22 protein-coding genes are annotated in these 25,962 nt (G+C 66.0%); 9 read left to right on the top strand and 13 right to left on the bottom strand.

Annotated features, from left to right (window positions below):
• Positions 1-225: 225 nt before the first annotated feature.
• The 5 genes from putA to hemE all read right to left on the bottom strand — a co-directional run bounded on the left by putA (position 226) and on the right by hemE (position 10,124).
• Entirely contained in the window at positions 226-4,140 is a 3,915-nt protein-coding gene (putA, locus tag W930_RS0117320; RefSeq protein WP_023872600.1) for a trifunctional transcriptional regulator/proline dehydrogenase/L-glutamate gamma-semialdehyde dehydrogenase, read from the bottom strand.
• 174 nt (positions 4,141-4,314) lie between these two features.
• Positions 4,315-4,656 carry a hypothetical protein gene (locus W930_RS0117315; protein ID WP_024788643.1) on the bottom strand — a complete coding sequence of 114 codons (342 nt, stop codon included), beginning with the start codon at positions 4,654-4,656 and terminating at the stop codon, positions 4,315-4,317.
• Positions 4,657-4,670: 14 nt separating this feature from the next.
• Positions 4,671-6,020, bottom strand: a complete 1,350-nt coding sequence (locus W930_RS0117310; protein WP_023598417.1) for a molybdopterin-dependent oxidoreductase — start codon at positions 6,018-6,020, stop codon at positions 4,671-4,673.
• Positions 6,021-6,150: 130 nt separating this feature from the next.
• Positions 6,151-8,535 carry a primosomal protein N' gene (locus tag W930_RS0117305; protein ID WP_028731174.1) on the bottom strand — a complete coding sequence of 795 codons (2,385 nt, stop codon included), beginning with the start codon at positions 8,533-8,535 and terminating at the stop codon, positions 6,151-6,153.
• Between the two features lie 479 nt (positions 8,536-9,014).
• Complete coding sequence (gene hemE, locus W930_RS0117300; RefSeq protein WP_048806480.1) at positions 9,015-10,124, bottom strand: uroporphyrinogen decarboxylase; 1,110 nt, start codon at positions 10,122-10,124, stop codon at positions 9,015-9,017.
• Between the two features lie 303 nt (positions 10,125-10,427).
• Here hemE and W930_RS0117295 point away from each other — a divergent pair, with 303 nt between their 5' ends.
• Positions 10,428-11,222, top strand: coding sequence for a transporter substrate-binding domain-containing protein (locus W930_RS0117295; protein ID WP_023872598.1), 795 nt, complete (start codon positions 10,428-10,430; stop codon positions 11,220-11,222).
• Positions 11,223-11,325: 103 nt separating this feature from the next.
• Here the strand turns inward: W930_RS0117295 and W930_RS0117285 are convergent, their stop codons facing one another.
• The 5 genes from W930_RS0117285 to W930_RS0117265 all read right to left on the bottom strand — a co-directional run bounded on the left by W930_RS0117285 (position 11,326) and on the right by W930_RS0117265 (position 16,253).
• Positions 11,326-12,264, bottom strand: a complete 939-nt coding sequence (locus tag W930_RS0117285; RefSeq protein WP_023598422.1) for an alpha/beta hydrolase — start codon at positions 12,262-12,264, stop codon at positions 11,326-11,328.
• Between the two features lie 99 nt (positions 12,265-12,363).
• On the bottom strand, positions 12,364-12,846 hold the full coding sequence (locus W930_RS27885; RefSeq protein ID WP_023598423.1) for a CoA-binding protein: 483 nt from the start codon (positions 12,844-12,846) through the stop codon (positions 12,364-12,366).
• 746 nt (positions 12,847-13,592) lie between these two features.
• Entirely contained in the window at positions 13,593-14,381 is a 789-nt protein-coding gene (otnI, locus tag W930_RS0117275; RefSeq protein ID WP_023598424.1) for a 2-oxo-tetronate isomerase, read from the bottom strand.
• Between the two features lie 56 nt (positions 14,382-14,437).
• Positions 14,438-14,944: an energy transducer TonB gene (locus W930_RS0117270; RefSeq protein ID WP_023598425.1), complete on the bottom strand. Its 507-nt coding sequence runs from the start codon at positions 14,942-14,944 to the stop codon at positions 14,438-14,440.
• Between the two features lie 73 nt (positions 14,945-15,017).
• Positions 15,018-16,253 carry a dienelactone hydrolase family protein gene (locus W930_RS0117265; RefSeq protein WP_023598426.1) on the bottom strand — a complete coding sequence of 412 codons (1,236 nt, stop codon included), beginning with the start codon at positions 16,251-16,253 and terminating at the stop codon, positions 15,018-15,020.
• A gap of 355 nt (positions 16,254-16,608) precedes the next feature.
• Here W930_RS0117265 and arsC point away from each other — a divergent pair, with 355 nt between their 5' ends.
• A complete protein-coding gene (gene arsC / locus W930_RS0117260) occupies positions 16,609-16,965 on the top strand; it encodes an arsenate reductase (glutaredoxin) (protein WP_023598427.1) in 357 nt (118 codons plus the stop codon).
• A gap of 113 nt (positions 16,966-17,078) precedes the next feature.
• Here arsC and W930_RS27880 read toward each other — a convergent pair whose 3' ends face one another.
• The gene (locus tag W930_RS27880; protein ID WP_024788644.1) at positions 17,079-17,837 is read right to left on the bottom strand and encodes an exonuclease; all 759 of its coding nucleotides are present in this window, start codon (positions 17,835-17,837) and stop codon (positions 17,079-17,081) included.
• Positions 17,834-18,490, bottom strand: a complete 657-nt coding sequence (locus tag W930_RS0117250) for an MBL fold metallo-hydrolase (protein WP_023598429.1) — start codon at positions 18,488-18,490, stop codon at positions 17,834-17,836. The genes W930_RS27880 and W930_RS0117250 overlap by 4 nt, the downstream gene beginning before the upstream one ends.
• Positions 18,491-18,736: 246 nt before the next feature.
• Between W930_RS0117250 and W930_RS29700 the strand changes: the two genes are divergently transcribed.
• The 4 genes from W930_RS29700 (at position 18,737) to W930_RS0117230 (ending at position 22,690) form a co-directional block, all read left to right on the top strand.
• Positions 18,737-19,342 (top strand): septal ring lytic transglycosylase RlpA family protein, encoded by a 606-nt coding sequence (locus W930_RS29700; protein ID WP_051519087.1) that lies wholly within the window; start codon positions 18,737-18,739, stop codon positions 19,340-19,342.
• Between the two features lie 455 nt (positions 19,343-19,797).
• Entirely contained in the window at positions 19,798-20,778 is a 981-nt protein-coding gene (locus W930_RS0117240) for an ABC transporter substrate-binding protein (RefSeq protein WP_023598431.1), read from the top strand.
• Between the two features lie 206 nt (positions 20,779-20,984).
• The gene (locus W930_RS0117235) at positions 20,985-21,893 is read left to right on the top strand and encodes an ABC transporter permease (RefSeq protein ID WP_023872591.1); all 909 of its coding nucleotides are present in this window, start codon (positions 20,985-20,987) and stop codon (positions 21,891-21,893) included.
• Positions 21,894-21,895: 2 nt separating this feature from the next.
• Complete coding sequence (locus tag W930_RS0117230; RefSeq protein ID WP_023872589.1) at positions 21,896-22,690, top strand: ABC transporter ATP-binding protein; 795 nt, start codon at positions 21,896-21,898, stop codon at positions 22,688-22,690.
• Between the two features lie 167 nt (positions 22,691-22,857).
• Here W930_RS0117230 and rsmI read toward each other — a convergent pair whose 3' ends face one another.
• Positions 22,858-23,742, bottom strand: a complete 885-nt coding sequence (gene rsmI / locus W930_RS0117225; protein ID WP_023872588.1) for a 16S rRNA (cytidine(1402)-2'-O)-methyltransferase — start codon at positions 23,740-23,742, stop codon at positions 22,858-22,860.
• Positions 23,743-23,834: 92 nt separating this feature from the next.
• On the opposite strand from rsmI, the gene W930_RS0117220 reads away from it, so the two are divergent.
• The 3 genes from W930_RS0117220 (at position 23,835) to W930_RS0117210 (ending at position 25,808) form a co-directional block, all read left to right on the top strand.
• Positions 23,835-24,188 carry a YraN family protein gene (locus tag W930_RS0117220; protein WP_024788646.1) on the top strand — a complete coding sequence of 118 codons (354 nt, stop codon included), beginning with the start codon at positions 23,835-23,837 and terminating at the stop codon, positions 24,186-24,188.
• A 146-nt stretch (positions 24,189-24,334) separates the two neighbouring features.
• The gene (locus W930_RS0117215; protein WP_023872585.1) at positions 24,335-24,922 is read left to right on the top strand and encodes a phosphoheptose isomerase; all 588 of its coding nucleotides are present in this window, start codon (positions 24,335-24,337) and stop codon (positions 24,920-24,922) included.
• Positions 24,923-25,040: 118 nt separating this feature from the next.
• Entirely contained in the window at positions 25,041-25,808 is a 768-nt protein-coding gene (locus W930_RS0117210; protein ID WP_023872584.1) for a BON domain-containing protein, read from the top strand.
• Positions 25,809-25,962: the final 154 nt, after the last annotated feature.

The raw sequence follows: 25,962 nt of genomic DNA, 5'->3' as shown, positions 1-25,962 counted from the left end.
GACGGGTCGTGGGACGTGATCAGCGACGGCGTATGACCGCGTCTCATGTGAAACGGCCGCGCATGCTCGTCAACATCGAGCCTGCGCGGCCGCCAGGCGCGTATTGCGCGCGCCGCAGACGCGATCGGTCGTTGGGCGCGCGCTGCCGGATTTAGGACGAATCTGGCGAGATTCGTACGCGAATCCGATGTCGCGCGCGCCGGGCCACCGACCCGCGGCGCTGGCTCAGCCGATGGTCATGAGGTTGGCGTTGCCACCCGCGGCCGCCGTGTTCACCGACACCGAGCGTTCGCACAGCAGACGCTCCAGCGAGTAGTCGTCGCCCGCCGCGAGGGCTTCGGGCGAGAGGCCTTGCGTCGAGAGAATCGGGCCGTTGCGCGTGGCGATGCGGCGGTTCAGCGCGAGCAATTCGTCGCTGTCGCCTTCGAACAGCACGGCGGCGAGCGATGGTTCGCCAGCCGCGTCGGTCCCGGCGGCCAGCACCGAGGCGCGCGCCTTGAGCGTGTCGGGCAGCGCACTCACCAGCTCACGCGCGGCGGGGCTGTCCGCGAAGACCGCCGTGTTGCCCGTTGCCAGCACGGCAGCCAGTTGCGTGCGGGCGCCCAGCGGCGTGGCGGCCACGCACAGCACCGGACCGCGCGGCGCCAGTCCGTACGTGTTGCGCTCGCCGGTCGGCCCCGGCAGCACGGCCGTGGCGTCGAGCGCCGAGGTGGCCAGATAGCGATCCACGCGATCGATCGCGGCGGCGCTGTCCGACTGACGATGCAGCCAGTCGCGATAGCTCACCAGCGGCGAGAGGGCGGCGTCGTTGCGATTGAGCTCGGGAGCGAGCGCGGCCGGGCGCGTGGCGAGCAGGCGCGGCAGATACATCGGACCACCCGCTTTCGGACCTGTCCCAGACAGGCCTTCGCCGCCGAAGGGCTGCACGCCGACCACGGCGCCGATCACGTTGCGGTTCACGTAGACGTTGCCGACGTGTGCACGCTCGGTCACGTAGGCGATGGTTTCGTCGATGCGCGTGTGCACGCCGAACGTCAGGCCGTAGCCCGTGCCGTTGATCTGGTCGAGCAGCTTGTCGAGCTGGGCGCGCTTGAACCGGATCACGTGCAGCACCGGACCGAACACTTCGCGTTGCAGTGCCTTCAGATCCGTGAGCTCGATGAGCGTGGGCGGTACGAACGTGCCGTGTCGTGCGGCTTCGGGCAACGGCAACTGTTCGACCGGGAAGCCCTTGGCGCGCATCTGCTCGATATGACGGTTGATGCCGCCCTGCGCTTCGGCGTCGATCACGGGGCCGACATCGATGGAGAGGCGATCCGGGTTGCCGATCGCCAGTTCCTGCATGGCGCCCTTGAGCATGTGCAGCGTCTTGTCGGCGATATCGTCCTGCAGGCACAGCACGCGCAGCGCCGAGCAGCGCTGGCCGGCCGAATCGAAGGCCGATGCGAGCACGTCGTACACGACCTGTTCAGGCAAGGCCGACGAGTCGACGATCATGGCGTTTTGCCCGCCGGTCTCGGCGATCAGCGGGATCGGACGGCCGTTGGCGTCGAGCCGCTCGGCCAGCGTGCGCGCGATGATGCGTGCGACTTCGGTCGAGCCGGTAAACATGACGGCCTTGGTCCGGGCGTCGGCCACCAGTGCTGCGCCGACGGTCTCACCCGTGCCGGGCAGCAGTTGGAGCGCGCCGGCCGGCACGCCGGCGGCCTGCATCAGGCGCACGGCCTCGGCCGCGATGAGCGGCGTTTGCTCGGCAGGCTTGGCGATGACCGGGTTGCCGGCGGCCAGCGCCGCGGCGACCTGACCGACGAAAATCGCGAGCGGGAAGTTCCACGGGCTGATACACAGCACCGGGCCCAGCGGGCGGTGCGTGTCATTCGAGAAGCCCTGACGGATCTGCGCCGCGTAGTAACGCAGGAAGTCGACCGCTTCGCGCACTTCGGCCACGGCGTTCGGCAGCGACTTGCCGGCTTCGCGCACGCACAGTCCCATGAGCGTGGGCATATGGGCTTCGAGCAGGTCGGCGGAGCGCATCAGGCAGTCGGCGCGTTCCTCGACCGGCGTGGCCTGCCAGATCGGCGCGGCGGCCACGGCGTGGGCCAATGCGGCTTGCACGTCCTCCGAGGTCGCCTCGATCACCTGGCCGACGGTGTCGCGCAGATCGGCCGGGTTGCGTACCGGACGCGGGGTGCCGGTCGTGCGTTCGCCGTCGGCGAGCATCGGGGCGGCGCGCCACGGCGTGCCGGCGCTCGCGAGCAGCGCCGACGACAGCGAGGCGAGACGATGTTCGTTGGACAGATCGAAGCCCGACGAATTGGCGCGCGACGTACCGTAAAGGTCGCGCGGCAGCGGAATCTTCGCGTGCGGCGCCCCCAGCGGTTGCACCTTCTCGGCTTCCGTCACCGGATCGGCGATCAGTTCGTCGACGCTGACGGTCTCGTCGGCAATGCGGTTCACGAACGACGTGTTGGCGCCGTTTTCCAGCAAACGGCGCACGAGGTAGGCGAGCAGCGTTTCATGCGTGCCGACCGGCGCATACACCCGGCACGGCCGCGCGAGCTTGCCCGACGCGATGGGGCCGACGACTTCCTCGTACAGCGGCTCGCCCATGCCGTGCAGGCACTGGAATTCGTACTGGCCGGGGTAGTAGTTGTTACCCGCGAGGTGATAGATGGCGGAGAGCGTGTAGGCGTTGTGCGTGGCGAACTGCGGGTAGATCGCATCCGGCACGGCGAGCAGCTTCTTCGCGCAGGCGAGGTACGACACGTCCGTGTAGATCTTGCGCGTGTACACCGGATAGCCTTCCAGGCCGTCGACTTGTGCGCGCTTGATTTCCGTATCCCAATAGGCGCCTTTGACCAGGCGCACCATGATGCGATGCCGGCTGCGCCGGGCGAGATCGATAATGAAGTCGATCACGAACGGGCAGCGCTTCTGATACGCCTGCACCACGAAGCCGATGCCGTTCCAGCCGGCGAGTTCCGGGTCGAAGCAGAGCGCCTCGAGCAGGTCGAGCGAGATCTCGAGGCGGTCGGCCTCTTCGGCGTCGATGTTCAGGCCGATGTCATACGAGCGGGCCAGCTTGGCAAGCGACTGCACGCGCGGCAACAGTTCGGCAACGGTACGCTCGTGCTGGCTGCGCGAGTAGCGCGGGTGCAATGCCGAGAGCTTGATCGAGATGCCGGGGCCTTCGTAGATGCCGCGGCCCGCCGAGGCTTTCCCGATCGCATGGATTGCCTGCTCGTAGCTGGCGTAGTAGCGCTGGGCGTCTTCCTCGGTCGTCGCGGCCTCGCCGAGCATGTCGTACGAGTAGCGGAAGCCCTGGGCTTCGTACTTGCGGCTGTTGGCAAGCGCTTCGGAGATGGTTTCGCCCGTCACGAACTGCTCGCCCATCAGGCGCATGGCGATGTCCACGCCCTTGCGGATGAGCGGTTCGCCGCCGCGGCCGATCAGGCGAGTGAGCGCCTTCGTGAGGCCCGCTTCACTGGTCGTCGTCACGAGCTTGCCGGTGATCATCAGGCCCCAGGTGGCGGCATTGACGAACATCGAGGGCGAATTGCCCATGTGGGCGTGCCAGTCGCCCTTGCTGATCTTGTCGCGAATGAGGGCATCGCGCGTGGCCTTGTCGGGAATGCGCAGCAGCGCTTCGGCAAGACACATCAGCGCCACGCCTTCCTGGCTCGACAGCGAGAACTCGTGGATCAGGCCCTCCACGCCACCGCCCGTACTCTTGCCGCGCAGCGCGACGACCAGCTTGCGGGCGAGGTCGGAGGCTTGCGTGGCGGTCGACGGCGCCAGCTTGGCCTGGCCGACCAGCACTGGCACGCATTCCGGCTCGGGACGGCGATAGGCCGCCGTGATCGCGGCGCGCAGCACCGACTGCGGTTGCACGTTCTGGGCGAATTCGAGGAAGGGATGCGGCACGGCGTCGTCGCTGGCGTGGCCCTCGATCACCTCGGTACCGGATTGGGTTGCACCACTGAGTTCGGGCGGCAATGCGCCGCTCTCGATACGCTCGAGATAGGCGAAGATGGCCTGTTTGATGAGCCAGTGCGGGGTGCGCTCGATTTGCTGGGCGGCCGTCTTGAGCCGCGTGCGGAGGACGTCGTCGACCTTGACGCCAAGCGTGGTGTTTGCCATGGAAGGGTTACCTGATGACGCAAAAACGTGACACCCATAGCGGGTGAATGGCGGCATCGTAACCGGCTTTCCGAAGAGGTGCAACCAGAGTCAAAATTCGGGTTGCACCGAATGGGGGCGAGCGGGTTTGCGGGGGAGGCGGTGAAGCCCCGGGGGCGCCCCGGGGCCGAAGCGTCACTTCTGGTCGGTGCCGTACGTCTTGCCGAGATACTCGGCGATTAGCTTGACCTGATCTTCGGGAATCGGCGCGCCGTACACCTTCACCATCTTCGCGACTTCCGCGTGCCAGAAGGCGGCGGGCATTGGCGGCTGGGTGTTGACGTAGTCCACGGAGTGACACATGACACACCAGGCGTTGGCGGCCTGATGACCGGCAAGTGTGGAGGCCTTGAGCTGGGCGGTCTCCTGCGGCAGCTTGATCTCCAGGGCGTGCGCGGAAGACGCGCCGAGGGTGAGAAGGGCGCCGCTCAGCCCGGCCAGCAAGGCGGCGACGTTCGACAATTTGACTGCGTTCATGATCGTCCCCTGTCTCAAGCCGCGACTACGCGCACGGATTCCACGCCGTTGCGCAGATAGCCGGCCGGATTCCACAACGATTGCAGCGGTTGCGTCACCCCTGCACGATTCGTCGCCCGCACTTTCAGAACGTACTCGCCGGCCTGTGGCGGCGTGAAATTCGCCGTCCATTCGCGGAACGAGTATTTCGACAACTCCTGGCCCAGCTTCGCGGCGTGCCATGTCTGGCCGCCGTCGGTCGAGAACTGCACGTCGCGAATGCCTTCGCCGCCGTCGAATGCAATGCCTCGCACGCGCATGGCCTTGCCGGCGGCGACTTGCTGACCGTCGGCGTGGCTGGTAATGAACGAACGCACGGTGAAGCGGCCGATCGGCTTCGTCTTCTCGGGTGCCTTGCCGGGTTCGACGCAATTGCAGTCGTTATCCGGGATGCGATAGGCCGTGGCCATCCAGAAACCGTCGAATACCTTGTCGATGACGTTGATGTCGGCCAGATGCTTGACCCAGTAAGTGCCGTAGTACCCGGGCACGACCAGTCGCACGGGGAAGCCGTTGAGCATCGGCAGGTCCTTGCCGTTCATGGCAAACGCGATCATCACTTCGCCGTCCATCGCGTGGTCGAGGTCGAGCGCCTTCACGAACTCCGGCGTGGCGGGCACGATCGGGCGATCCAGACCCTCGAAGGTGACCTGCTTCGCATTGGGCGACACCCCTGCGCGCTCGAGAATCCGCTTGAGTGGAATACCGCGCCAGCGGGCGTTGCCCATGGCGCCGTTGGCGATCTGCCCGCCCGCCACGCGCGGCTCGAAGAAGCCGCGGCTATTGCCCGAGCACTGATGCACGGCCACGATTTCCACGGGCTGGCCGAAGTCCTTCTTCAGCGAGGCGAGCGAGATGTCGAGCGGTTTGCTCACGCTGCCGCCCACGCGAATGCGGTGCTTTGCCGGATCGATGTCGGTCGGGATGCCCGCAAGGTGGTAGCGCACAAAGAATGCGTCGTTGGGCGTGATCAGCCCGTCGTTGAACACCTCGAAGGGCGTTTCCAGTTGCGGTGGCCGTGCCGTGAGCCGGATCAACGGACGCTTTTGCGGATACGCGACGAGTTCGCGCTCGCCGTTGGCGAACGGCAGCGTGACCATCGTCGGCGCGGTGGCCGCCGCGAATACGTCGAGCGCCCGCCCGGCCAGCGTGGCCCCGACGCTCAGTGCCCCGGCGCGGCGCAGAAAGCGACGGCGCGAGACTTCGGCCAGGGCCGACTCCGGCGGCGCTTCGGAAAACGCGTATTCGGGCGGGAGAATGGGAGATGCGGCGGATGCGGCGGTATGTGGCGCCGTGGGGGGGGCGCTCCGGTCGTGCGACTTCATCGGATGTCTCCTGTAGAACTTCTTTTTCGTGCAGATGACGTGAACCGTTCGTCGTGCGGCGTTCGACTTATGGTCGCATCGTCGGAGATTCTGGCGACGTTGTCAAATTTCCGGAACGCTGTATACCGATTTATATTTCGAGAGGATCCACTTCGAGGTGCCATCGCACCGGGGCCCGGAGGGTGCGCAGTTCGCTCATCCATCGCGTGAGAAAGCGCTGGAGCGCGCCCCGGTGCGGGCTCTCCACAACGAGTTGCGCACGCTCCGTGCCCGCGATCCGGACCATCGTCATCGGCACCGGATCCCACAGGGAGATGCGCGGGTCGTTCAGCGCCGGGGTGGCGGCGATCTCACGAGCTTGCCGAAGGAAAGCCATGGCGTCGTCGAGCTTGCGGGCCTCGGCGCGCAGCAGGGCCTGGTGCGTGAACGGCGGCAGCAGTGCGACGCGTCGCTCCTCGAGCTGCTGCGCGGCAAAGCCGGGGTAGTCGTGACGCATGAGCGCCGCGAACAACGGGTGCGACGCGTAGCGCGTCTGGATCAGCACGTCGCCGGGGCCGTCGGCCCGGGCGGCCCGGCCGGCGCGACCGGCCACCTGCATGAGTTGTGCGAAGAGTCGTTCGGCGGCCCGAAAGTCGTGCGAGAACAGTGCGCTGTCGGCGTTGACCACGCCCACGAGCGTGACATTGCGGAAGTCGTGTCCCTTGGCGACCATTTGCGTGCCGATGAGGATGTCGACCTCGCCGGCGTGGACCTGCGCGAAGAGCGCCTGAGCGCTGCCCTTGCGGCGCGTGCTGTCGGCGTCGATGCGGGCGAGCCGCGCGTCGGGGAAATGGGCCGTCAGCGCTTCCTCGATGCGTTGGGTGCCGCGACCGAGCGGCGCGAGATCGAGGTTGCCGCAGTCGGGGCAGGCGTGCGGGATGCGCGCTTCGGCGCCGCAATGATGACAACGCAGGCGGTGTTCCGGCTTGTGCAGCACCATGTGCGCGCTGCAACGGCGGCAGTCGCTGATCCAGCCGCAGGCATCGCAATTGAGCACGGGCGCGTACCCGCGTCGATTCAGGAACAGCAGGCTTTGCTCGCCGGCGTCGAGACGCGCGCGGAGAGCGGCGAGCAGCGGTTGCGACAACCCTTCGTGAACGGCGCGCTGGCGCTTGCGCTCGATTTCCATGTCGATGAGCGACACGCGCGGCAGCACCGCGTCCGGGGTTGCGCGCTCGGGCATGGCGAGTCGCACGTACCGGCCCTGATCGGCGCGTCGCCAGCTGTCGAGCGACGGCGTGGCCGAGCCGAGCACCACCGGAATGCGCAACCGGTTTGCCCGCCAGATGGCGAGGTCTCGCGCCGAATAGCGCAGGCCCTCCTGCTGCTTGTACGACGGATCGTGCTCTTCGTCGATCACGATCAGGCGCAGATGCGGCAGTGACGCCATAATCGCCAGCCGTGTGCCGAGCACCACGCGCGCTTCGCCGCGGTGCGCCGCAAGCCAATGCCGGGCGCGCTCGCCTTCGGCCAGCCCGCTGTGCAGGGTGACGAGCGTCTCGTTCGGGAACCGCGTGCGAAAGACGCCTTCGAGCTGCGGCGTCAGGTTGATCTCGGGTACGAGCACGAGCACCTGGGCCTCGGGCTCGCGCAGCGCTTCGGCGACGGCGCGCAGGTACACCTCGGTCTTGCCGCTGCCGGTCACCCCGTAAAGGAGGAACGGCGTGCACGCAGGCGCGTCGTCGGCGGGCGTCGTGTCCGGCTTCGCCTGCGTGGCGGCGAGGCGCCGTGCCCCGGCGGCGACGAGCGCCCCGTGAATGGCGGCCACGGCGTCGGCCTGGCCGGCCGTCAGGGTGCGGCCGGGGGCGGCACCAGGTGCAGCATCGGCCACGGGGTGTTCCGTGGCGCCCGAGACGCGCAACTCGTCCATCCCGTCCATGACGTCGCTGCATTCGTCCGCTTCGCGCACCGTTTCATGAAACGGCACCGTTTCCACCACGACCCAGCCGGCGGCGGCCCACTGCTTGAGCACGTCGGCCGCTTTCGCGCAGAGGGCGCGCGCCTCGTCGGCGTCCAGCGTGCCGGCTTGCGCCAGTCCTTCGGCCAGGCGGCGCTGCGCGCGCAGCCGGGCGGGCACGTTTTCCATGAGCGCCGGCAGCGCACCGTCGGCCAAGCGATAGCGCTGCACGCCCCGCCGGGCGAGCAGGCGCGACCATCGCATCGGCGTACGAAGATGTCCGGGCACGGCGGGCAGCGCCACTTCCCCAATGCCGCGCTGGTAATAACGCGCGGCAAACTGCATCAGGTCGCGCCAGTCGTCGCCGAGCGCCGGCAATTCGTGCCATACCGATGTCACGTCGCGCAGCTTCGCGGACGGAACGTCGCTGCGCTGCGTCAATTCCCAGACGACACCCACCACCTGTCGTCGTCCGAACGGAACCTGGACCAGTTGACCGAGGGTCGCGGCCTGATCGAGACGATAGTCGAACAAGGTGGGAAGTGGCGTATCGAGGGCCACGCGGGCGATAGTGGGCACTCCGGTACGCGAGTCGGTGACCGGGCGCGATGCGTCGTCGAACGACGCGAAAGAGGGGGCGGACAGATCGTCGGCGCGGCTCAAACTTAAAGTGAATCCTGAGAAGTTTCGCTAAACCCCGGATTTGAGTCGGCTTTCCGGCAGGTGTGAAGCGCTTGTGGATAACTATGTTGAGAACTGTGGGGATTATTGCCCTTCAGCCTCGCCACACGGCCCTCGCGCCGCGCGGCGCTCTCACTTTGGGTCAAATAAAAAAGCTTTTTGATCAATAGCTTATGAACAGAGTAGACAGTACCTTACTTGGCACTCCCACTTGCGGCGGCGCAGCGAGAATTTGTGCATAAGTCTTCGGGACAACGCCGCAAATTGGAAGGGTTCTTCGATGACTTGGCCCTTGACATTGCGTGCTTCAAACGGCGGTTGGGTTTGCAGGGCGAAATGACTCGCAAACCCGCGCCGTCGCTGGCGCGGGTCACCGCTTACGCCATCTGGCGCAGCTTGCGGCTATAGCTGTGCACCTCGTCGACGAGCGCTGCGACGTGCTGGGGTTGCGTGAATTGGGAAATGCCATGCCCCAGATTGAAGACGTGACCGGGTGCATTGCCGTAGGCGTCGAGCAGGCGGCGGACCTCCATGCGGATGGCCTCGGGCGAGGCAAAAAGGGCCGTCGGATCAAAATTGCCTTGCAGTGCACAACGTTCGCCCACGCGGCGACGCGCCGCGGCGAGATCGACGGTCCAGTCCAGTCCGATCGCGTCCGGGCCGGTCTCTGCGATGGCCTCGAGCCATTGCCCGCCGCCTTTGGTAAAGACGATGTGTGGAATACGCGCGCCGTTCCACTCGCGGTGAACGCCGGCGAGCGCCTTTTGCATGTAGGCGAGCGAGAAGCGCTGGTAAAGGCCGTCGGCGAGGGCGCCGCCCCACGTGTCGAACACCATCACCGCCTGGGCGCCGGCTTCGATCTGTGCATTGAGATAGTCGCCGACGGCCTTCGCGTTTGTCTCGAGAATGTGCGTCATCAGGTCAGGACGCTCGTACATCATCGTCTTGACGGTGCGGAAGTCCGACGATCCGGCGCCTTCGACCATGTAGCACGCAAGCGTCCACGGGCTGCCGGAGAAGCCGATGAGCGGCACGCGGCCCTTCAGGGCGCGGCGGATTTCGCTCACCGCGTCGAAAACGTAGCGCAGGCTGTCGAGATCCGGCGCCTGAAGGCGGCGCACGTCGGCTTCGGTGCGCAGCGGATGCGCGAAGCGTGGCCCTTCGCCGGCTTCGAACGACAGGCCGAGGCCCATGGCGTCGGGAATCGTGAGAATGTCGGAGAACAGGATCGCGGCGTCGAGCGGGAAGCGCTCGAGCGGTTGCAGTGTGACCTCGGTGGCGTAGGCGGGATTCTTGGCGAGTGCCAGGAAGCTGCCGGCCTTGGCGCGGGTGGCGTTGTACTCGGGCAGGTACCGGCCCGCCTGGCGCATCAGCCAGATCGGCGTGTACTCGGTCGGCTGGCGCAGCAGGGCGCGCAGGAAAGTATCGTTTTGCAGAGCTTGGGACACGTCGCAGCGGTGGGTTGGATGGTTTGGGCAAGCGGCCATTTTACTCGGGTATCCCGCGCGCGGTCGCTTTGCGGGCCGTTATGCCGCAGATAAGACAGGAAGTCGCCGCGAGCGGGCGTGACGGTCGGGAAAACCGCGCAAGGCGCCACGCGACGGCGGGACCCCCGGGGGTTTTGCCACGCGTATGGCGGGAAGACAACGCGCAACCTGTCATGATGGTTGGCGGCTTCCGGGTGTGTGATTAGTATTGGGCGTCGCGCACCACGTCGCGCGCCACGTCGGACAGTGCGTCGGCACTTCGTCGATCACATCGCATAACAACAGGAGACAAACATGAATGTCATGAAGACGGCCGCCCGCGCGGTCCTTGTGGTGGCAACGGCACTTGCCGCATCCGCCACCTTCGCGCAATCCACCCCCGCGCCGGCCGTCCATTCCCGGCTCGACGACATCGTGAAGTCGGGCACGTTGCGCGCCTGCGCCACGGGCGATTACAAACCCTACTCGTATCGTCGTCCGGACGGCCAGTTCGAAGGCATCGACGTGGATCTGGTGGCGTCGCTTGCGAAGTCGCTGGGCGTGAAGCCGGAGATTGTGCCGACCACGTGGAAAGGCCTGATGGCGGACTTCACCGCCGGCAAGTGCGATATCGCGGTGGGCGGGATTTCGGTCACACTCGATCGCGCCGCGCGCGCCTACTACAGCCGGGTGGTCATGATCGATGGCAAGTCGCCGATCGTGCGTTGTGCCGACGTGTCGAAATACCAGACGCTCGCCGACCTGAACAAGCCGACCACGCGGGCCATTGCAAACCCCGGGGGCACGAACGAGCGCTTCGCGAGACAGTACCTGCCGAACGCCAACCTCACGATCTATCCGGACAACGTGACGATCTTCCAGCAGATCGCCGACGGCAAGGCCGATGTGATGGTCACCGACTCGTCCGAGACGCTCCTGCAGCACAAACTCAACCCGACGCTCTGCCCGGTGAATCCCGACAAGCCGCTGCAGTTCGGCGAGAAGGCGTATCTGCTGCCTCGCGGTGATGACATCTTCAAGCACTACGTCGACCAGTGGCTGAACCTCGCGCAGAAGACCGGCGAGTATCAGGCCGTCGTCGACAAGTGGCTGAAGTAAGCGCAACGGCCGTCGCCGTGGCGGCCGAACGTCCGGTGCAAGACGGTCTCGGCCGTCTTTTCGCCGGATGGCTCGCCGGCATGCTCGCCTGAACGCCGCGGTTTCAGGCGAGCCAGTCCCGCAGGCGCTTCGCGGCGTCGTGCATCACGAGCCGTGCCTGGGGCACGAACGGCTGCAACCGCGCGAAGCTGTGCGTGAGACCGGCGGCTGGCACGACCTCGGCCCGGGCGCCAGTGCGCGCCACGAACTCGGCGTACGACACCGCTTCGTCGTGCAGCGGGTCATACTCGGCCGCAATGACGAGCGTGCTCGGCAGCGGATGACGGGGCGCCTCGGCCATCAGGTTGACGCGGACGTCGTTCGCCGCCGGCTCGGCGTCGCCGAGGAACATCCGCCAATACCAGCGCATTTCGTCGCGCGTGAGCCCGACGCCGTCGGCCAGGCGTTCGTAGCTCGGCGTGTCGAAGCGATGCTGGACTACCGGGTAGATCAGTAATTGCGCGCCGACCGTGCCGGGATGCCGGTCGTTGAACCACGCCGCCGCCTGTGCCGCGAGATGTCCCCCGGCGCTGTCGCCGGCGACGGCCAGACGGTCCGTGCGCACCCCGAGACGCGCTCGCTGCTCCGCAGCCCATGCGAGCGCCTCGCGCGCATCGTCGACGGGCGTGGGGAACGGGTGCTCGGGCGCCAGGCGGTAATCCACGCTGAGCACGGCCACCTCGCCGTCCTGCGCAAGAAAGGCGGCAAGCGTGCCATGCGTATCGACATCACCCACGACCCAGCCACCGCCGTGGAAGTACACGACCAGCGGGACTTCGCCAGTCACCGGTCGATACAGCCTGGCGCGCAGATCGCGCCCGGGAAGGGGAATGACGAACGTCTCGCTGCGAAGCCCGGCCGGCAGCGGGCGCAGCGCCTCAGTGGCGACGGTGGCGAACCTGGCGCGCACCGCTTGCGGGCTCGGCGCGGCGGCGTCGGCGGGCTCGGGATACTTGCGCGCCATTTGGTCGTAATAGGCGAGTAGATCGGCGTCGATGGTCATGTCGGCAGGCGGATGCGTGGCGTTGGCGAAAAGGGATGCCGGGATGATCCGGCGCTGGCGGAACAGGCCGCTGAACGAAACAGAAAGCAGGTCGCCCGGTCAGCGCGCGTTCGTGCGCGTCGCGGCCGGTGAGTCGCCTCCACCGAGCATCGTCCAGCGCTGATGCTCGATCTTGACGCAGCGATCCATCACGACGTCGAGCCCCGCCGCCAGCGCGACGGCGGCGGCCTCGTCGTTTTCGATGCCCAACTGCATCCACAGACTGTTGGCGCCGATGGCGACCGCTTCGTCGGCGATTGGCGGAATGTCGCCGCTACGGCGAAAGCAGTCGACCATCTGAATGCGCAGGCCCTCGGCGCGCAAGGCGTCTGCCGCCTCGGTCAGACTGGCGTAGACCGTCTCGCCCAGAATCTTCTCGCCCGAGTCGGCGGCCTGCGGGTTGATCGGCACGATGCGATAGCCGTGCTGCTGCATGTAGCGCGACGTGGTGTAACTCGGGCGATCGGGCCGCGGCGACAGGCCCACGACGCCGATGACGCGATCGCGCGCCAGAATCTGCCCCAGTCGTTCAATGGTTTCCATGCGAATGCGGCCCCGGGGCCGAAGCGGTGGTTGGACGAATTCGGTTTTCGGTGTGCGTCGCCGGTGCCCCAAATGGGTGCGCCGGCGTATGGCGGAGGCGGCACCGGGCGTCCGGGCAGCCACTTTGCTGCCACGCACAAAGATTGAAGTTAGCACATTGACGCCCACGGTGTGCAACCCGGGCGCCGAACGTGTCGACGACGACGCGGAGCGCCGGGCACCGATCGGGCAATGCTTCATTGAGCAAGTTGCTCAGGAATGCGAACCAATTATCGGTCGAGATGTCAATCGTGAAACCCTTGTGGGACAAGGCAGACGGGTCATGTGGCCGCGTTGAAATGCGCCCGAGGTGTTACAACCTGAAACACTTTGTTACCCCTCCTGCCAAACGTTTCCCACACAATGCATCTCAACGCTGATGTGCTTATCCCCCGGTAACGCAGCAGCGCGACTGTATCGGCAAACGCGTCCCCCGGCGCAATTGCGAGGTAGTTCGATGCAGTGCTCCGAATCTGGTCTCCTCGCGCTAACCCCGTAGCGTGTGGTTTTGGCGGGCCCGTGTGTCCCGCCATTTTTTTTGCCTGCGCGGTCCTACATCTTTCCTCACCCTTCGTCCGACATGTCGCGCGATTTGATTCGCTCTCCGAGTCATGTCCGGAAATCGATTCACTCCTGCGTAATTCCCTGACGCGTTCCATCGGCAGACGTCCGGCCGACGCCAGAGCACCGTCGCATGAGCAAGTCATTCATCGTGTGGCCCTGAGCCACGGCTTTAGCCAGCCCAGGCCGGCGCGCGTTGCGCCCTGCGGCCGGTATTCGCATCCCACCCAACCCGCATAGCCGAGCTCGTCGAGCAAACGGAACAGGAATGGGTAATTCACTTCGCCCGTGTCGGGCTCGTGGCGCGCCGGTACGCCGGCGACCTGCACGTGGGCGATGTTCGCGATGGACTGGCGCAGCTTGACCGCCAGGTCGCCCTCGACGATCTGACAGTGATACACGTCGAACTGCACCTTGAGGTTGCTGGCGCCAACGGCCTGGCGAATGGCGTGTGCCTGATCCTGCCGCGTGAGGAAGTAACGCGGGAAATCGCGCGGGTTGATCGGCTCGATGAGGATCGTGACGCCGTGCGCGGCGGCCTGGCCGGTCGCGTATGCGAGGTTCTCGAGAAAGACGGCGTGGCACTGCTCGGGTGGTTGGGCCGGGTCGGGACATCCGGCCATCACGTGCAACTGGCGGCAGCCCAGTGCGTCGGCATAGTCGAGCGCGCGCTCGAGGCCGTCGCGAAACTGGGCTTCTCGTCCGGGCAGGGCCGCCAGACCGCGCTCGCCATTCGTCCAATCGCCGGCGGGGGTGTTGAAGAGCACCTGCGTCAATCCGGCGTCGTCGAGCCGCGCTCGTATCTCCTGCGCGGGATGGTCATAGGGGAACAGGAATTCGACGCCCCGGAAGCCGTCGCTCGCGGCCTCGCGAAAGCGGTCGAGGAACGGCACTTCCGGATAGAGCAGCGTCAGGTTCGCGGCAAATCGCGGCATGGAAATCTCCGTGGCCCGAAGCCGGGCGCTCAGGTGGACGTATGCCCGTCACGATATCACTCCCCGTCGACCTGAGCCGCCGCCACGCTGCGCAACTGAAAACGCCCGTCGTCATTGAAGAGCCACGTCTCCACGGCGCGCACGCGTCCGCTGCTGTCGACCAGCGCGCGGCTCGGTGCGGGCAGTGGGCTCGCACGACGCAGGCTTGCCACGGCAATACGCTCGGCCTCGCGGTCGCCATTGCTGCGATAGAGCAGCACGCTCGTGATGTTGCCGCCGCGATCCACCCAATACTCGAGCGACACGACCGAGCGCAGCATCGGCTGGGGATTGCCCGGGGTGATCTGCCGAGCATTGACCTCGCTCACGCGTTGCGCCGCCGCGACCTTGTACTGGTCCAGCGCCGTGAGCGGGGCAGGGCGGTGGAGCAGATCGAGGACGAGGGGCTTCCTCGGTTCGAAATCCGGATTGGCGCAGCCGGTGACCGTCAAGGCACAGGCTGCCACGGTAAGCCAGCCCGCCGCCCGCCAGCCTGGCAGGCGCGGGGAAAGTTGCGTATTCATCTGCCATCTCCCGCAACGTTCGCGACATTTCGTTCGTTATTCACGTCGTGCGCCTGCCTTCCCGTCGGGTGCCTCAATTCGCCTTGATGCCGTACGACCAGTTCGGCATCAAGGTATTGGACGGCAGGTTCTCGTCCTGCAACTTTCGCGCGGTTTCGATGCCGGCCACCGGCAGGCCGGTGGGATCGAGCAAACCGATCTGCACCAGTACGCTCGCCTGATCCCAGTAGATATGTTCGTGTTCGAGCTTGCCGCCCCGGAAGCGCACGATCGCCACGAGCGGGATCTCGACCCGGCGTCCCGTCGGCGCCACGCCCGGCAGCATCCAGTCGACCGGCGTCGTGTGGGTGAACGAGAACAGCAACTCGTCGACGAGCTGGGTCGCGCCGATGGTGCGCGAAATCGGAATCAGCCGGGTGTCGGGCGGATTGCTGTTGACGAAATGGTGACGGTAAAAATGCGCGAGCTGCTGATGGCCGACACCGCCCGTCATCGTGGGAATGTGATTGACGTACGGTTCGGCGACCATCGTTTTCATCAGCGGCTCGATCTCGCGGATGGCGAATTCGTATGCGCAATGCGTCTCCCACAGCGATGCGAAATCGAAGTGCGGACCGATCGCGCGACGCAGGGCGCCGATCGTGCGCTGATGCGCCAGCTGTGTCGCGGCGCGGTTGAAGTGATCGCCCGGGCGCGCGAATGCGTGATCGGCGTCGGGGTAGGTGTACAGCGTGACGTCGGGGCGGCCACCCAGCCGTGTCGCAAGCGTGTCCCGGACTTCGGCGGGAGCGTATTTGTCGAGCTCGGCGATATGCAGCACCAGCGGTGGGTGGTCGGTCGCGAGTTCGTCGACATGCTGCTCGAGCCCCACGCCGTAATAGCCCACGGCCACGTCAGCGCTCGTTCGCGTGACTGACAGCGCGGCAAGCTTGCCGCCAAGGCAGTAGCCGACGACGCCCACGCCGCCCACGCATTCGGGCAGCGCGCGCAAGGCGTCGACGCTCGCCCCTACGTCCTCCATGCCGAGATCGACGTCGAAGCTCTGGAACAGCGCGAATGCACGTTGCCAGTCGCCCGGCGTGTAGCCGAGTTCGATCCCGGGCTCGATGCGCCAGAACAGATCGGGGGCCAGAACGACGTAGCCCTCTTCGGCGTATCGGTCGGCAAGTTCGCGAATGTAAGCGTTCACGCCGAAGATCTCCTGACACAACACCAGCCCGGGACCCTTGCCCGCGCCTTCGGGAAGCGCCAGGTAGGCCTGGAAGGTCTTGCCGTCGCGCGACTTGATGCTGATGAAGCGTCCTGCCATGTCACTGTCTCCAGAAAATCCGGATCGGGCGACGTACCGCGCTATTTGCCATCTTAGGCGGCGCGAGGCTGGTGCGCAGCGCGGTTAACACGGAGTCGAAGCACGAAGCGCACCAAAAGGGCGGGGCGTGGTTCCGGCTACGGCGTGTACGTCGAACGAAGCGGGAGGTTAATAACGTCGAGAAGCGGTTGAGAAGCGGTTGAGAAGCCAACATCCGAATCGGCGCCGGATGCGTGGCACCGGTGGCCCGTGAGTGGCGGTATCCGACGATACCATGCATACTCGGAGCGCACGTTCCAGGCGTGACGCTGCGCGTCGCGCCGGACGCTTTCCGGACGCATTGGATGGAGTGACCATGATCACCGTGTATCACAACCCGCGCTGCTCGAAGTCGCGTGAAGCGCTGGCGCTCGTCGAAGGATCCCCGGCCGTGGGCGGCGGCGACCTGCAAATCATCGAATATCTGAAGACCCCGCCCACGGCGACGGAGCTCAAGCGTCTGCACGCGCTGCTGGGCGTGCCCGTGCGAGAAATGATCCGCAGTAACGAGACCGAGTATTCGGAACTGGGACTGGACGATCCGGCATTGACCGACGATCAATTGCTCGCGGCCGTGGCGAAACATCCCAAGCTGTTGCAGCGTCCGATCGTGGTCAATGGCGACAAGGCCGTGATCGCGCGTCCGCCGGCGTTGGCGAACGGCGTGCTGTGACGCGCCGCCGGGCGCGTCGGGCCTGACCGCGCCGCGCCGTGTCGAGGTGAACCTGCTTCGATGTGGCGGGCGCGTCGCGGCGCACGGCACGCGCCCTGCCTTGCCGTCGGCGCTCAGCCGTGGGCTGCGCTGTCCTTGCCCGGGCCGGCTTCGGGCGACTCGGCACTGGCGGCCGCGGCCGTCGCCGCCTCGCCGGCCGAACCGAATACCGGTGCGTCGGCGTTGGCGGTGAGTCCGGCGCCTCGCCACCCGGGCAGCTCGGTGAGCGTTTTTTGCTGCTCGCGCAGTTCGGCGAGCATGTTGCAGAACAGGGCGCCTTGTTCGAGCGCGTCGTCGAGTGCAACGTGCGTGTGCGGCAGCGGGTCGAGCCAGACCTGCGGCAGGCGCGGCTTGATGCACTTGCGATACGGCATGCCGGTCATGGCGAACGCGAGCGTCTTGATGTCGAGTGCCGACCACGAGAACGGGCAACGACCGACGAAGCGCATCATGTACCAAAACATGAACGTGAAATCGAAACCTGCCGGGTACGCCACGAACACCGGTTTGCCGGGAAGCTTCTCGACCCACTTCACATAGGCCTTGAGGGCCTTGGCCGGGTCTTCCGGATCGACGCGGCAGGCGGCCCATGCGTCCGGCTCCGTTTTCCACCACTTCATCGTGAGCGGATGCCCCTTGGCGTCGGGCAGGCATTCCAGGTTGGCACTGAACGTGCCGATGAGCTCCTTATCGGCCGTGTAGGCCGCAGAAGCGAAACTCAGCATCGAATGCGGACCCGGGATGGGGCCGTCAGCCTCGACGTCGGTGCTGACGAAAATCTCCTCGTCGACAGGAATGATGCGCGATGGCGTGCGGGAGACGGCCTGACTCATACGGCACTCCGTGCGAGCACCGAGTCGGCGACATACGGGTTGGTCTGGCGTTCCTGCCCGAACGTGGACACCGGACCGTGACCCGGGATGAACGTGACGTCGTCGCCGAGCGGCCAGAGCTTATTGCGAATCGATGCGATCAGGTCCGCATGGTTGCCGCGGGGGAAGTCCGTGCGGCCGATGGAGCCCGCGAATAGCACGTCGCCCACGCTGGCCAGCCGCTCGTCCTTCGAGAAGAACACCACATGCCCGGGGGTATGGCCGGGGCAGTGGAACACCTCGAGCGTGACATTGCCGAAGCTCACGGTGTCGCCGTCGCCCAGCCAGCGGTCCGGCGAGAACGGTTCCGGCTCGGGGAAGCCGAAACGCGCGCTCTGCGCCTGGAGCTGGTCGATCCAGAAGGCGTCGTCCGGGTGCGGACCTTCGATCGGCACGTGGTACTTTGCCGCCAGCGCTCCTGCGCCACCGCAGTGGTCCAGATGGCCGTGCGTGAGGAAGATCTTCTCCAGCGTCACTCCCTGACGTTCGATCTCGCCCGCAATCCGGTCGATGTCGCCGCCGGGGTCGACCACGGCGGCCCGTCGGGTCGCATCGCATACGAGCAAGGTGCAGTTTTGCTGGAAAGGCGTGACAGGAATCAGGGTGACGTTCATGAGGTATCGGGGACGCGGTTTTTCACTATTGTAAATCGGGCCGGGCGGCGCCCGCCGGGGCGACGGCGCGGTGGGCCGGGTTGGCGCTTCGGTGAAATCGCCGGCTGTCTTCCATGCCGCGATCATTGGAGGCGGTCCCCCAAATCGCCGTAACGCTTTGTAAACAAGTATTTGCGCGTAAGTGAACGCTCGCTGATAGGTTGGCGAGGGGGCGTGTTAAACTCACGGGCTATGCGAACACGCGACATGCTCACACGGTTCGCGGTCTGCTGCGCCCTCGCCCTGACGTTGACAGCCTGCACAACGCCGCTCGAACCCACCAGCCAGACGGCTGCCGCCACCTCGGCGACAGGCGCGCGCGCCCGTGCGCGCGAAGCCAACGCACCGGTCGGCTCGAGCTTCGATCTCCATTGGCCCGGCCGGTCTTACCGCAACGAGGGGCTCACTCCAGGCGACCCCGACGCACCGGAACGCGACGGCGAAGCGCGCTTGCGCGCCGATGCCGGTACGTTCTTTCAGACCGGCATGGCTTCCTGGTATGGCAAGAAGTTTCACGGCAGGCGCACCGCCACCGGCGAAGCGTTCGATATGAACGACGCGACCGCAGCACACCCGACCCTGCCGCTCGGGAGTTTTGCGCTGGTGCGAAACACCGCCAACGACAAAACCGTGGTCGTGAAGATCAACGACCGTGGCCCTTATGCGCGCAATCGAATCATCGACCTCTCGTACGCCGCCGCCAAACAGCTCGGCTTCGTGCGTGCCGGCCACGCCAAGGTGGAGATTCGCCGCCTGTCACGCAGCGAAGTCGCCGCCCTCGGTCTCGACGACGCCAACAACGACGCTCGCTGAGCTTCGGAGGGCGTCTCAGTGCCCCGAACACGCGGGGCACGCCGGCATCCACCGGTTCTATTCCGAATTTCGTCTCGGACGACGCTCGAAAAGCGGGACGCTGATCGACCATTTGTTGTGCAAATCGACGCAATCGCCGTCTATTCCTCCCGCATTATTTCGATTTTTACTGAATCTCATTGGCTGAACGCGTCGCACAAACGTGCGCGTGCGGAACAACTCGCGACCAAATGCGCTAATTTTTTTCCGATTGCGGCATCAATGTGCCGCGAATCCGGCGTGATTCGATGCGCCACGGGCCTTTCCGAAGGTTGCGTCGGCAACCGTTGTTCGCTTCGGGGGATGTGGGTAGACTGTGCCCCACGCGCAGGTGCACGCTTTGTGTGCATCCGGACGATGCCCGCCGAGACCCGGGCACGGCGCACCTATCAAAAAGCATTCCTGGAGGAGTTTCAATGTCGACGATGGGCAAATTCGCCAAGCGCACCCTGTTGTGCACGGTGGCCGCAACGTTGTTGGGGGCGACGGGCGCGGCATTCGCGCAAACGAAGTCGGTGGCCGTGCTGGCCATCGTGGAGCACCCGGCGCTCGACGCCATTCGTGATGGCGCACGTGACGAACTCAAGGCAGAAGGTTATGAGGTCGGCAAGAACCTGAAGTGGGAATATCAAAGCGCACAGGGCAACGTCGGTACGGCCGCCCAGATCGCGCGCAAGTTCGTGGGCGACAAGCCGGACGCGATCATCGGTATCGCCACGCCGACGGCACAGGCCGTGGCCGCCGCGACGAAGACGGTGCCGCTCGTCTACTCGGGCGTGACCGATCCTGTCGCCGCGCAACTGGTCAAGAGCTGGGAGCCGTCGGGCACCAACGTGACCGGTGTGTCGGACCGTTTGCCGCTCGACAAGCAGGTGGCCCTGATCCAGCGCGTCGTGCCGAACGCCAAGCGCGTGGGCATGGTGTACAACCCGGGTGAAGCCAACTCGGTGGTCGTCGTCAACGAGCTCAAGAAACTGCTGCCCGCCAAGGGCATGACGCTGGTCGAAGCGGCCGCGCCGCGTACGGTCGACATCAGCTCGGCGGCGAGCAGCCTGGCCGGCAAGGTCGACGTGATTTACACGAACACCGACAACAATGTGGTGTCGGCGTACGAATCGCTGGTGAAGGTGGCCAATGACCGCAAGATCCCGCTGGTCGCGTCGGACACCGACAGCGTGAAGCGCGGCGCCATTGCAGCACTGGGCATCAACTACTACGATCTCGGCCGCCAGACGGGCAAGGTCGTCGTTCGTATCCTGAAGGGCGAGAAGCCGGGCGCGATCGCCTCGCAAACGAGCTCGAATCTGGAACTGTTCGTGAATCCGGGCGCTGCCGAGAAGCAGGGTGTGAAGCTCTCGGCCGACCTGGTGAAGGAAGCGAAGGAAGTCATCAAATAAGCAAGCGCGCGTAACACCGGCGACGCGGGCGATGCCCGTGGCGCCGGGATGCGACAGGGCGGCGCCAGGACACGATCTGTCCCCGCCGCTCTTTTCCTATCGAATGGGCGAGACGGCTCCCCCCGAAACGCGGTCGCACAACGACCGGCTTTGACCTGAACTGCCGAGACCCGGCATGGACCGTCTTGCGCAGTGGAATTACGAACATGTCCCTTTTTTCTATGATGGGCGCACTGGAGATCGGCCTGATCTTCAGCCTGGTGGCGCTCGGGGTGCTGATTTCCTTTCGCATCCTCAATTTCCCCGATCTGACGGTTGACGGCAGCTTCGCGCTTGGCGGCGCGGCGGCGGCGACGCTCATCGCCGGCGGCATGAACCCGTTTGCGGCCACCCTGGCGGCCATGGCGGCGGGCGCGGTGGCCGGCTTCATTACCGGGTGGTTGAACGTGCGCCTGAAGATCATGGATCTGCTCGCCAGTATCCTGATGATGATCGCGCTGTACTCCATCAATCTGCGGGTGATGGGCGCGCCGAACGTGCCGCTGATCACGTCGCCGACGGTCTTCACGCTGCTGTTGCCCGACAGTGTGACGAGTTGGCTGCCCGACTACGTAGGCCGTCCGCTGCTGCTGTTCGTCGTGGTGGCCGTGGTGAAGTTCGGTCTCGACTACTTCTTTTCGTCGCAGCAGGGCCTCGCCATGCGCTCCACCGGTGCCAATCCGCGCATGGCGCGGGCTCAGGGCGTGAACACCGGGCATGAGATTCTGGCCGGCATGGCGCTCTCGAACGCGCTGGTGGCGCTCGCCGGCGCGCTGTTTGCGCAGTCGCAGGGCGGCGCGGACATCTCGATGGGCATCGGTACCATCGTGATCGGTCTGGCGGCGGTGATCATCGGCGAGACGATCCTGCCGGCGCGCCGGCTCATTCTCACGACGCTTGCCGTGGTGGTGGGTGCGGTGCTGTACCGCTTCTTCATCGCACTGGCATTGAACAGCGATTTCATCGGTCTGAAGGCGCAGGACCTGAACTTGGTGACGGCATTGCTCGTTGCGGTGGCGCTGGTGCTGCCGGCAACGCGTCGCAAGCTGTTCGCGCGCAAGAACGGAGGTGCCTGACCATGTTGAGCGCAAAAGACCTCAAGATCACTTTCAATCCGGGCACGCCGATCGAGAATCGCGCGCTGCGCGGTATGTCGCTGGAGATCCCGACGGGGCAGTTCGTGACCGTCATCGGCTCCAATGGTGCGGGCAAGTCGACGTTTCTGAACGCGATCAGCGGCGATCTCTCGGTGGATTCGGGCACGATCTCGATCGATGGCAACGACGTCACCCGAAAGACGGCATGGCAACGTGCGAGCCAGGTGGCGCGTGTATTCCAGGACCCGATGGCCGGCACTTGCGAGGCGCTGACCATCGAGGAAAACATGGCGTTGGCGGTCAAGCGCGGCGAGCGTCGGGGTTTCGGCTTTGCGCTGAACCGCGATCTGCGCGAACGCTTCCGGGAAAAACTGAGCCTGCTGAACCTCGGGCTGGAGAACCGGCTCTCGGACCGCATCGGCCTGCTCTCCGGCGGACAGCGCCAGGCGGTCAGTTTGCTGATGGCGTCGTTGCAGCCGTCGCGCATTCTACTGCTCGACGAGCATACGGCGGCCCTCGACCCGAAAACGGCGTCATTCGTGCTGGAGCTCACGGCGCGCATCGTGCAGGAGAGCAAGCTGACCGCCATGATGGTCACGCACAGCATGCGCCAGGCGCTCGATTACGGCGAGCGCACGGTGATGCTGCACCAGGGCAAGGTCGTCCTCGATGTCTCCGGGGACGAACGCAAGGGGCTGGATGTGCCTGACCTGCTGCAGATGTTCGAGCGCACGCGCGGTGAGCAACTCGATGACGACGCATTGCTTTTGAGCTGATCGCTCGAATGCCCATGAAAAAGCCCGCTTCGGCGGGCTTTTTCTTGCGTCGACGCGCGGGAAAACCACGCTGTGGGCATCGGACACTTCCGATTTTCGAACGCCGCGGCGTTTCCTCTCGGTACCGTGCAACGCCCGCGGCACGTGGCTGCATGCCGCGCGCGGCGTCAGTCGTGCTTCAGCGCGAGGGCGCGTTCGTAGAGGGCGTTCTTCGGCGCGCCGGTGATCGCCGCGGCAAGTCTGGCGGCGCTCTTCGTCGGCAGCTCGGCAACGAGCAGGGCGAGCACACGTTCGGCTTCAGCGTCCACGCCGTCGCCGCCCGCGCTTGCGGCCGCGCCCGATACCGCGAGTACGAACTCGCCACGCTGACGGTTCGCGTCGGCCTTCAGCCACGCCACGCCGTCCGCCAGTGCGCATTCGTGAATGTCTTCGAAGCGCTTGGTGAGCTCGCGGCCGATCAGCAGGCGACGCTCGCCCGGCAGTCCGTCCGCCAACGCGGCGACCGTCTCCACGATGCGATGTGGCGCTTCGTAGAACACATGGGCCGAAGTCGAGCCCGCGAGCGCCGAGATGGCCTGCGCGCGCTGCTGTGCCTTTGACGGCAGAAAGCCCACGAACGTGAACGTATCGACCCACGCGCCCGCGGCCGAGAGCAGCGTGATGACCGCGCTCGCGCCCGGCACCGGCACCACACCCAGACCCGCCGCCCGCACCGCATCGACCAGTCGCGCGCCCGGATCGGAGACGCCGGGCGTGCCGGCATCGGAGATGTAGGCAATGCGCTCGCCTTCGCGCAAGCGCGCCACCAGACGCTTCGCCGCTTCGTTCTCGTTGTGCTGATGGGCCGCAATCAACGGCTTGTCGATGCCGTAACGCTGGAGCAACTGCGCGCTGTTGCGCGTATCTTCGCAGGCAATGGCATCGACCATGCCGAGGATGTGAAGCGCGCGCACGGTGATGTCGGCCAGGTTGCCCAGCGGCGTGGCCACCACGTACAGCGTGCCTGTCGGGTAATGCTGGCCTTCGGCCAGCGCCATCAGGCGTTCATCCATGGCATTGATCTCCGGTCGGCGGCGTAGTCGAGCGGCGCGCGCGGGCTCGGGGGAGACCGGCGCGGCCGGTAACGGTAAACATCGGAACAACCATGTCGAATCAGCGAGGAGAGTCGTTTGAAGGCCGTGCACAGGCGATGCTCGAGCGTCGCGGCTGGCGGCTGCTGGCGCGCAACTATCACTGCCGTGGCGGCGAAATCGACCTCATTATGCGGGATCGGGAGGGCGTGCTGGTATTTGTCGAGGTCCGCGCCCGCTCGCGCAGCGACTTCGGCGGGGCGGCGGCGAGCATCACGCGGACCAAGCGGCGTCGGCTCGCGCTTGCCGCGCGCCATTACCTGCTGCGGCGTCCGGCGGCGTGCTGCCGGTTTGACGTCGTGACCTTCGACGGGTGTCCGCCGGTGGCGCGATGGCTTCGCGACGCCTTTCGGGCGGACGACCTCTGACGGAACCCGCCTGCCCCGGCCCTGTTACACTTGCGGCAGTGCCGTTTTCAGGACTGACGGCCTCGGAACGCCGGCCGGCGCGGCCGACGACCCCTCGGGGCAACCGCGCGGCGCCGGCGGCATTTGCGATACCCTGGCAAACGACCATGTCGATCGAACGAATTCAGCAACACTTCACGGATAGCGTCGCGACCAAACTGGCAGCGCGCGATGCGCTGGCCGACCCCATCGCCGCCGCAGCGGACCTCATGGTCGAGGCGCTGTCCAACGGCAACAAGATTCTTGCGTGCGGCAACGGCGGCTCTGCGGCCGACTGCCAGCACTTCGCAGCCGAACTCGTCGGCCGCTTCGAGCGTGAGCGGCCCGAACTGCCGGCCATCGCGCTGACGACCGATTCGTCGATCCTGACCGCCGTCGGCAACGACTACAACTTCGACGTCATCTTCTCGAAGCAGGTGCGCGCGCTCGGACACGAGGGCGACGTGCTGCTCGCGATCACCACGTCGGGCAATTCCGGCAACGTGCTCGCCGCCATCGAGGCGGCGCATCAGCGCGGCATGCATGTGATTGCGCTCACCGGCAAGGGCGGCGGCAAAGTCAGCGACGCGTTGGGTGAACTCGACGTGCACATCTGCGTGCCAGCCGATCGCACCGCGCGAATTCAGGAAGTTCATCTGTTGACCATCCACTGCCTTTGCGACCTGATCGACTCGGCGCTGCTCGGCGACGAGTGAACCTATTGTCGCCACGAGGCGTCAAGATCATGACGGGCACCGGGTCGCGGGGGCGGGCGGTGCCGGCCGGGCGCGGCGGGGGCCGCCCCGTTCGACCATCCAACAAGGAGAATGCCCGATGAGTTTCCAACGCGCGGTCAAGCCGCTTGCCGCGGCAGCGTTGATTGCCGCAACCCTGGCCGGTTGCGCCCCCATCATTCTCGGCGGTGCGGCCACTGGCGCCCTCGTGGCGACCGACCGTCGTTCGGTCGGGGCGCAGACCGAGGACCGGGAAATCCAGGTCAAGTCCGAAGCCAATATCGCCAACAACCTGCCCGATGCCGCGCATGTGAACGTGACGGTGTTCAACCGCCGTGTGCTCCTGACCGGCGAAGTGCCGAACGACGCCAGCAAGCAGCGCGCCGTCGAGATCGTCAAGCAGATCAGCAACGTGCGCGGCATTGTCGACGAACTCGCCCTCGGACCGGCCAGCTCGTTCGGTTCGCGCTCGAACGACGCGTGGATCACCAGCAAGGTCAAGGCCAACCTGATCAACACGAAGGAAATCTCCGCCAACGTGTTCAAGGTGGTCACCGAGCGCGGCGACGTCTACCTCATGGGCCTGGTGTCCGAAGAGGAGGGCCGCATCGCCGCGAACGTGGCCAGCCGTATCGATGGCGTGCAGAAGGTCGTCAAGCTGTATGAGTACGTGAAACCGGAAGAAGCGCAGCGTCTGTCGACCGAGGCCGAGAAGAACCCGGCACCGGTGCAGGAGGGGGACGCGGGCGCCACGGTGACCACCACGCCCATCGGCAACGATACGGTGACGGCCAAACCCCTGTCCTCGCCCGCGCCGATCAGCGACGCGCCGGTCAAGCCCGGGCCGTCGAACAAGACCGGCAACTGACGCACGCGGATCCGGGAAGCTGGCGAGTCGCAACGCATCGCGACTCGCCGCTTTCAGTCATCGACTTCGGACCGAACGCTTCAGATCGCCTTCAGCCGCATTCAAGCGCTCTCAACCGGTTCCCGCGGGCCCCACCCAACCCCAACCCCAACCC

Origin of the sequence: Pandoraea sp. E26, from assembly GCF_000681415.1 — a bacterium.
Taxonomy (GTDB): domain Bacteria; phylum Pseudomonadota; class Gammaproteobacteria; order Burkholderiales; family Burkholderiaceae; genus Pandoraea; species Pandoraea pnomenusa.
This window is presented reverse-complemented; position numbering and strand designations above follow the sequence as displayed.

Coding starts and splice junctions, on each gene's coding strand:
- W930_RS0117230 (WP_023872589.1), top strand. CDS start 21,896: ATGTTGAGCGCAAAAGACCTCAAGATCACTTTCAATCCGGGCACGCCG.
- W930_RS0117250 (WP_023598429.1), bottom strand. CDS start 18,490: ATGAACGTCACCCTGATTCCTGTCACGCCTTTCCAGCAAAACTGCACC.
- otnI (WP_023598424.1), bottom strand. CDS start 14,381: ATGCCGCGATTTGCCGCGAACCTGACGCTGCTCTATCCGGAAGTGCCG.
- putA (WP_023872600.1), bottom strand. CDS start 4,140: ATGGCAAACACCACGCTTGGCGTCAAGGTCGACGACGTCCTCCGCACG.
- W930_RS0117310 (WP_023598417.1), bottom strand. CDS start 6,020: ATGAAGTCGCACGACCGGAGCGCCCCCCCCACGGCGCCACATACCGCC.
- W930_RS0117220 (WP_024788646.1), top strand. CDS start 23,835: ATGTCGAATCAGCGAGGAGAGTCGTTTGAAGGCCGTGCACAGGCGATG.
- W930_RS0117265 (WP_023598426.1), bottom strand. CDS start 16,253: ATGGCAGGACGCTTCATCAGCATCAAGTCGCGCGACGGCAAGACCTTC.
- W930_RS0117210 (WP_023872584.1), top strand. CDS start 25,041: ATGAGTTTCCAACGCGCGGTCAAGCCGCTTGCCGCGGCAGCGTTGATT.
- W930_RS27880 (WP_024788644.1), bottom strand. CDS start 17,837: ATGAGTCAGGCCGTCTCCCGCACGCCATCGCGCATCATTCCTGTCGAC.
- W930_RS0117270 (WP_023598425.1), bottom strand. CDS start 14,944: ATGAATACGCAACTTTCCCCGCGCCTGCCAGGCTGGCGGGCGGCGGGC.
- W930_RS0117295 (WP_023872598.1), top strand. CDS start 10,428: ATGAAGACGGCCGCCCGCGCGGTCCTTGTGGTGGCAACGGCACTTGCC.
- W930_RS29700 (WP_051519087.1), top strand. CDS start 18,737: ATGCTCACACGGTTCGCGGTCTGCTGCGCCCTCGCCCTGACGTTGACA.
- W930_RS0117235 (WP_023872591.1), top strand. CDS start 20,985: ATGTCCCTTTTTTCTATGATGGGCGCACTGGAGATCGGCCTGATCTTC.
- W930_RS27885 (WP_023598423.1), bottom strand. CDS start 12,846: ATGGAAACCATTGAACGACTGGGGCAGATTCTGGCGCGCGATCGCGTC.
- W930_RS0117285 (WP_023598422.1), bottom strand. CDS start 12,264: ATGACCATCGACGCCGATCTACTCGCCTATTACGACCAAATGGCGCGC.
- arsC (WP_023598427.1), top strand. CDS start 16,609: ATGATCACCGTGTATCACAACCCGCGCTGCTCGAAGTCGCGTGAAGCG.
- W930_RS0117215 (WP_023872585.1), top strand. CDS start 24,335: ATGTCGATCGAACGAATTCAGCAACACTTCACGGATAGCGTCGCGACC.
- W930_RS0117315 (WP_024788643.1), bottom strand. CDS start 4,656: ATGAACGCAGTCAAATTGTCGAACGTCGCCGCCTTGCTGGCCGGGCTG.
- hemE (WP_048806480.1), bottom strand. CDS start 10,124: ATGGCCGCTTGCCCAAACCATCCAACCCACCGCTGCGACGTGTCCCAA.
- W930_RS0117240 (WP_023598431.1), top strand. CDS start 19,798: ATGTCGACGATGGGCAAATTCGCCAAGCGCACCCTGTTGTGCACGGTG.
- rsmI (WP_023872588.1), bottom strand. CDS start 23,742: ATGGATGAACGCCTGATGGCGCTGGCCGAAGGCCAGCATTACCCGACA.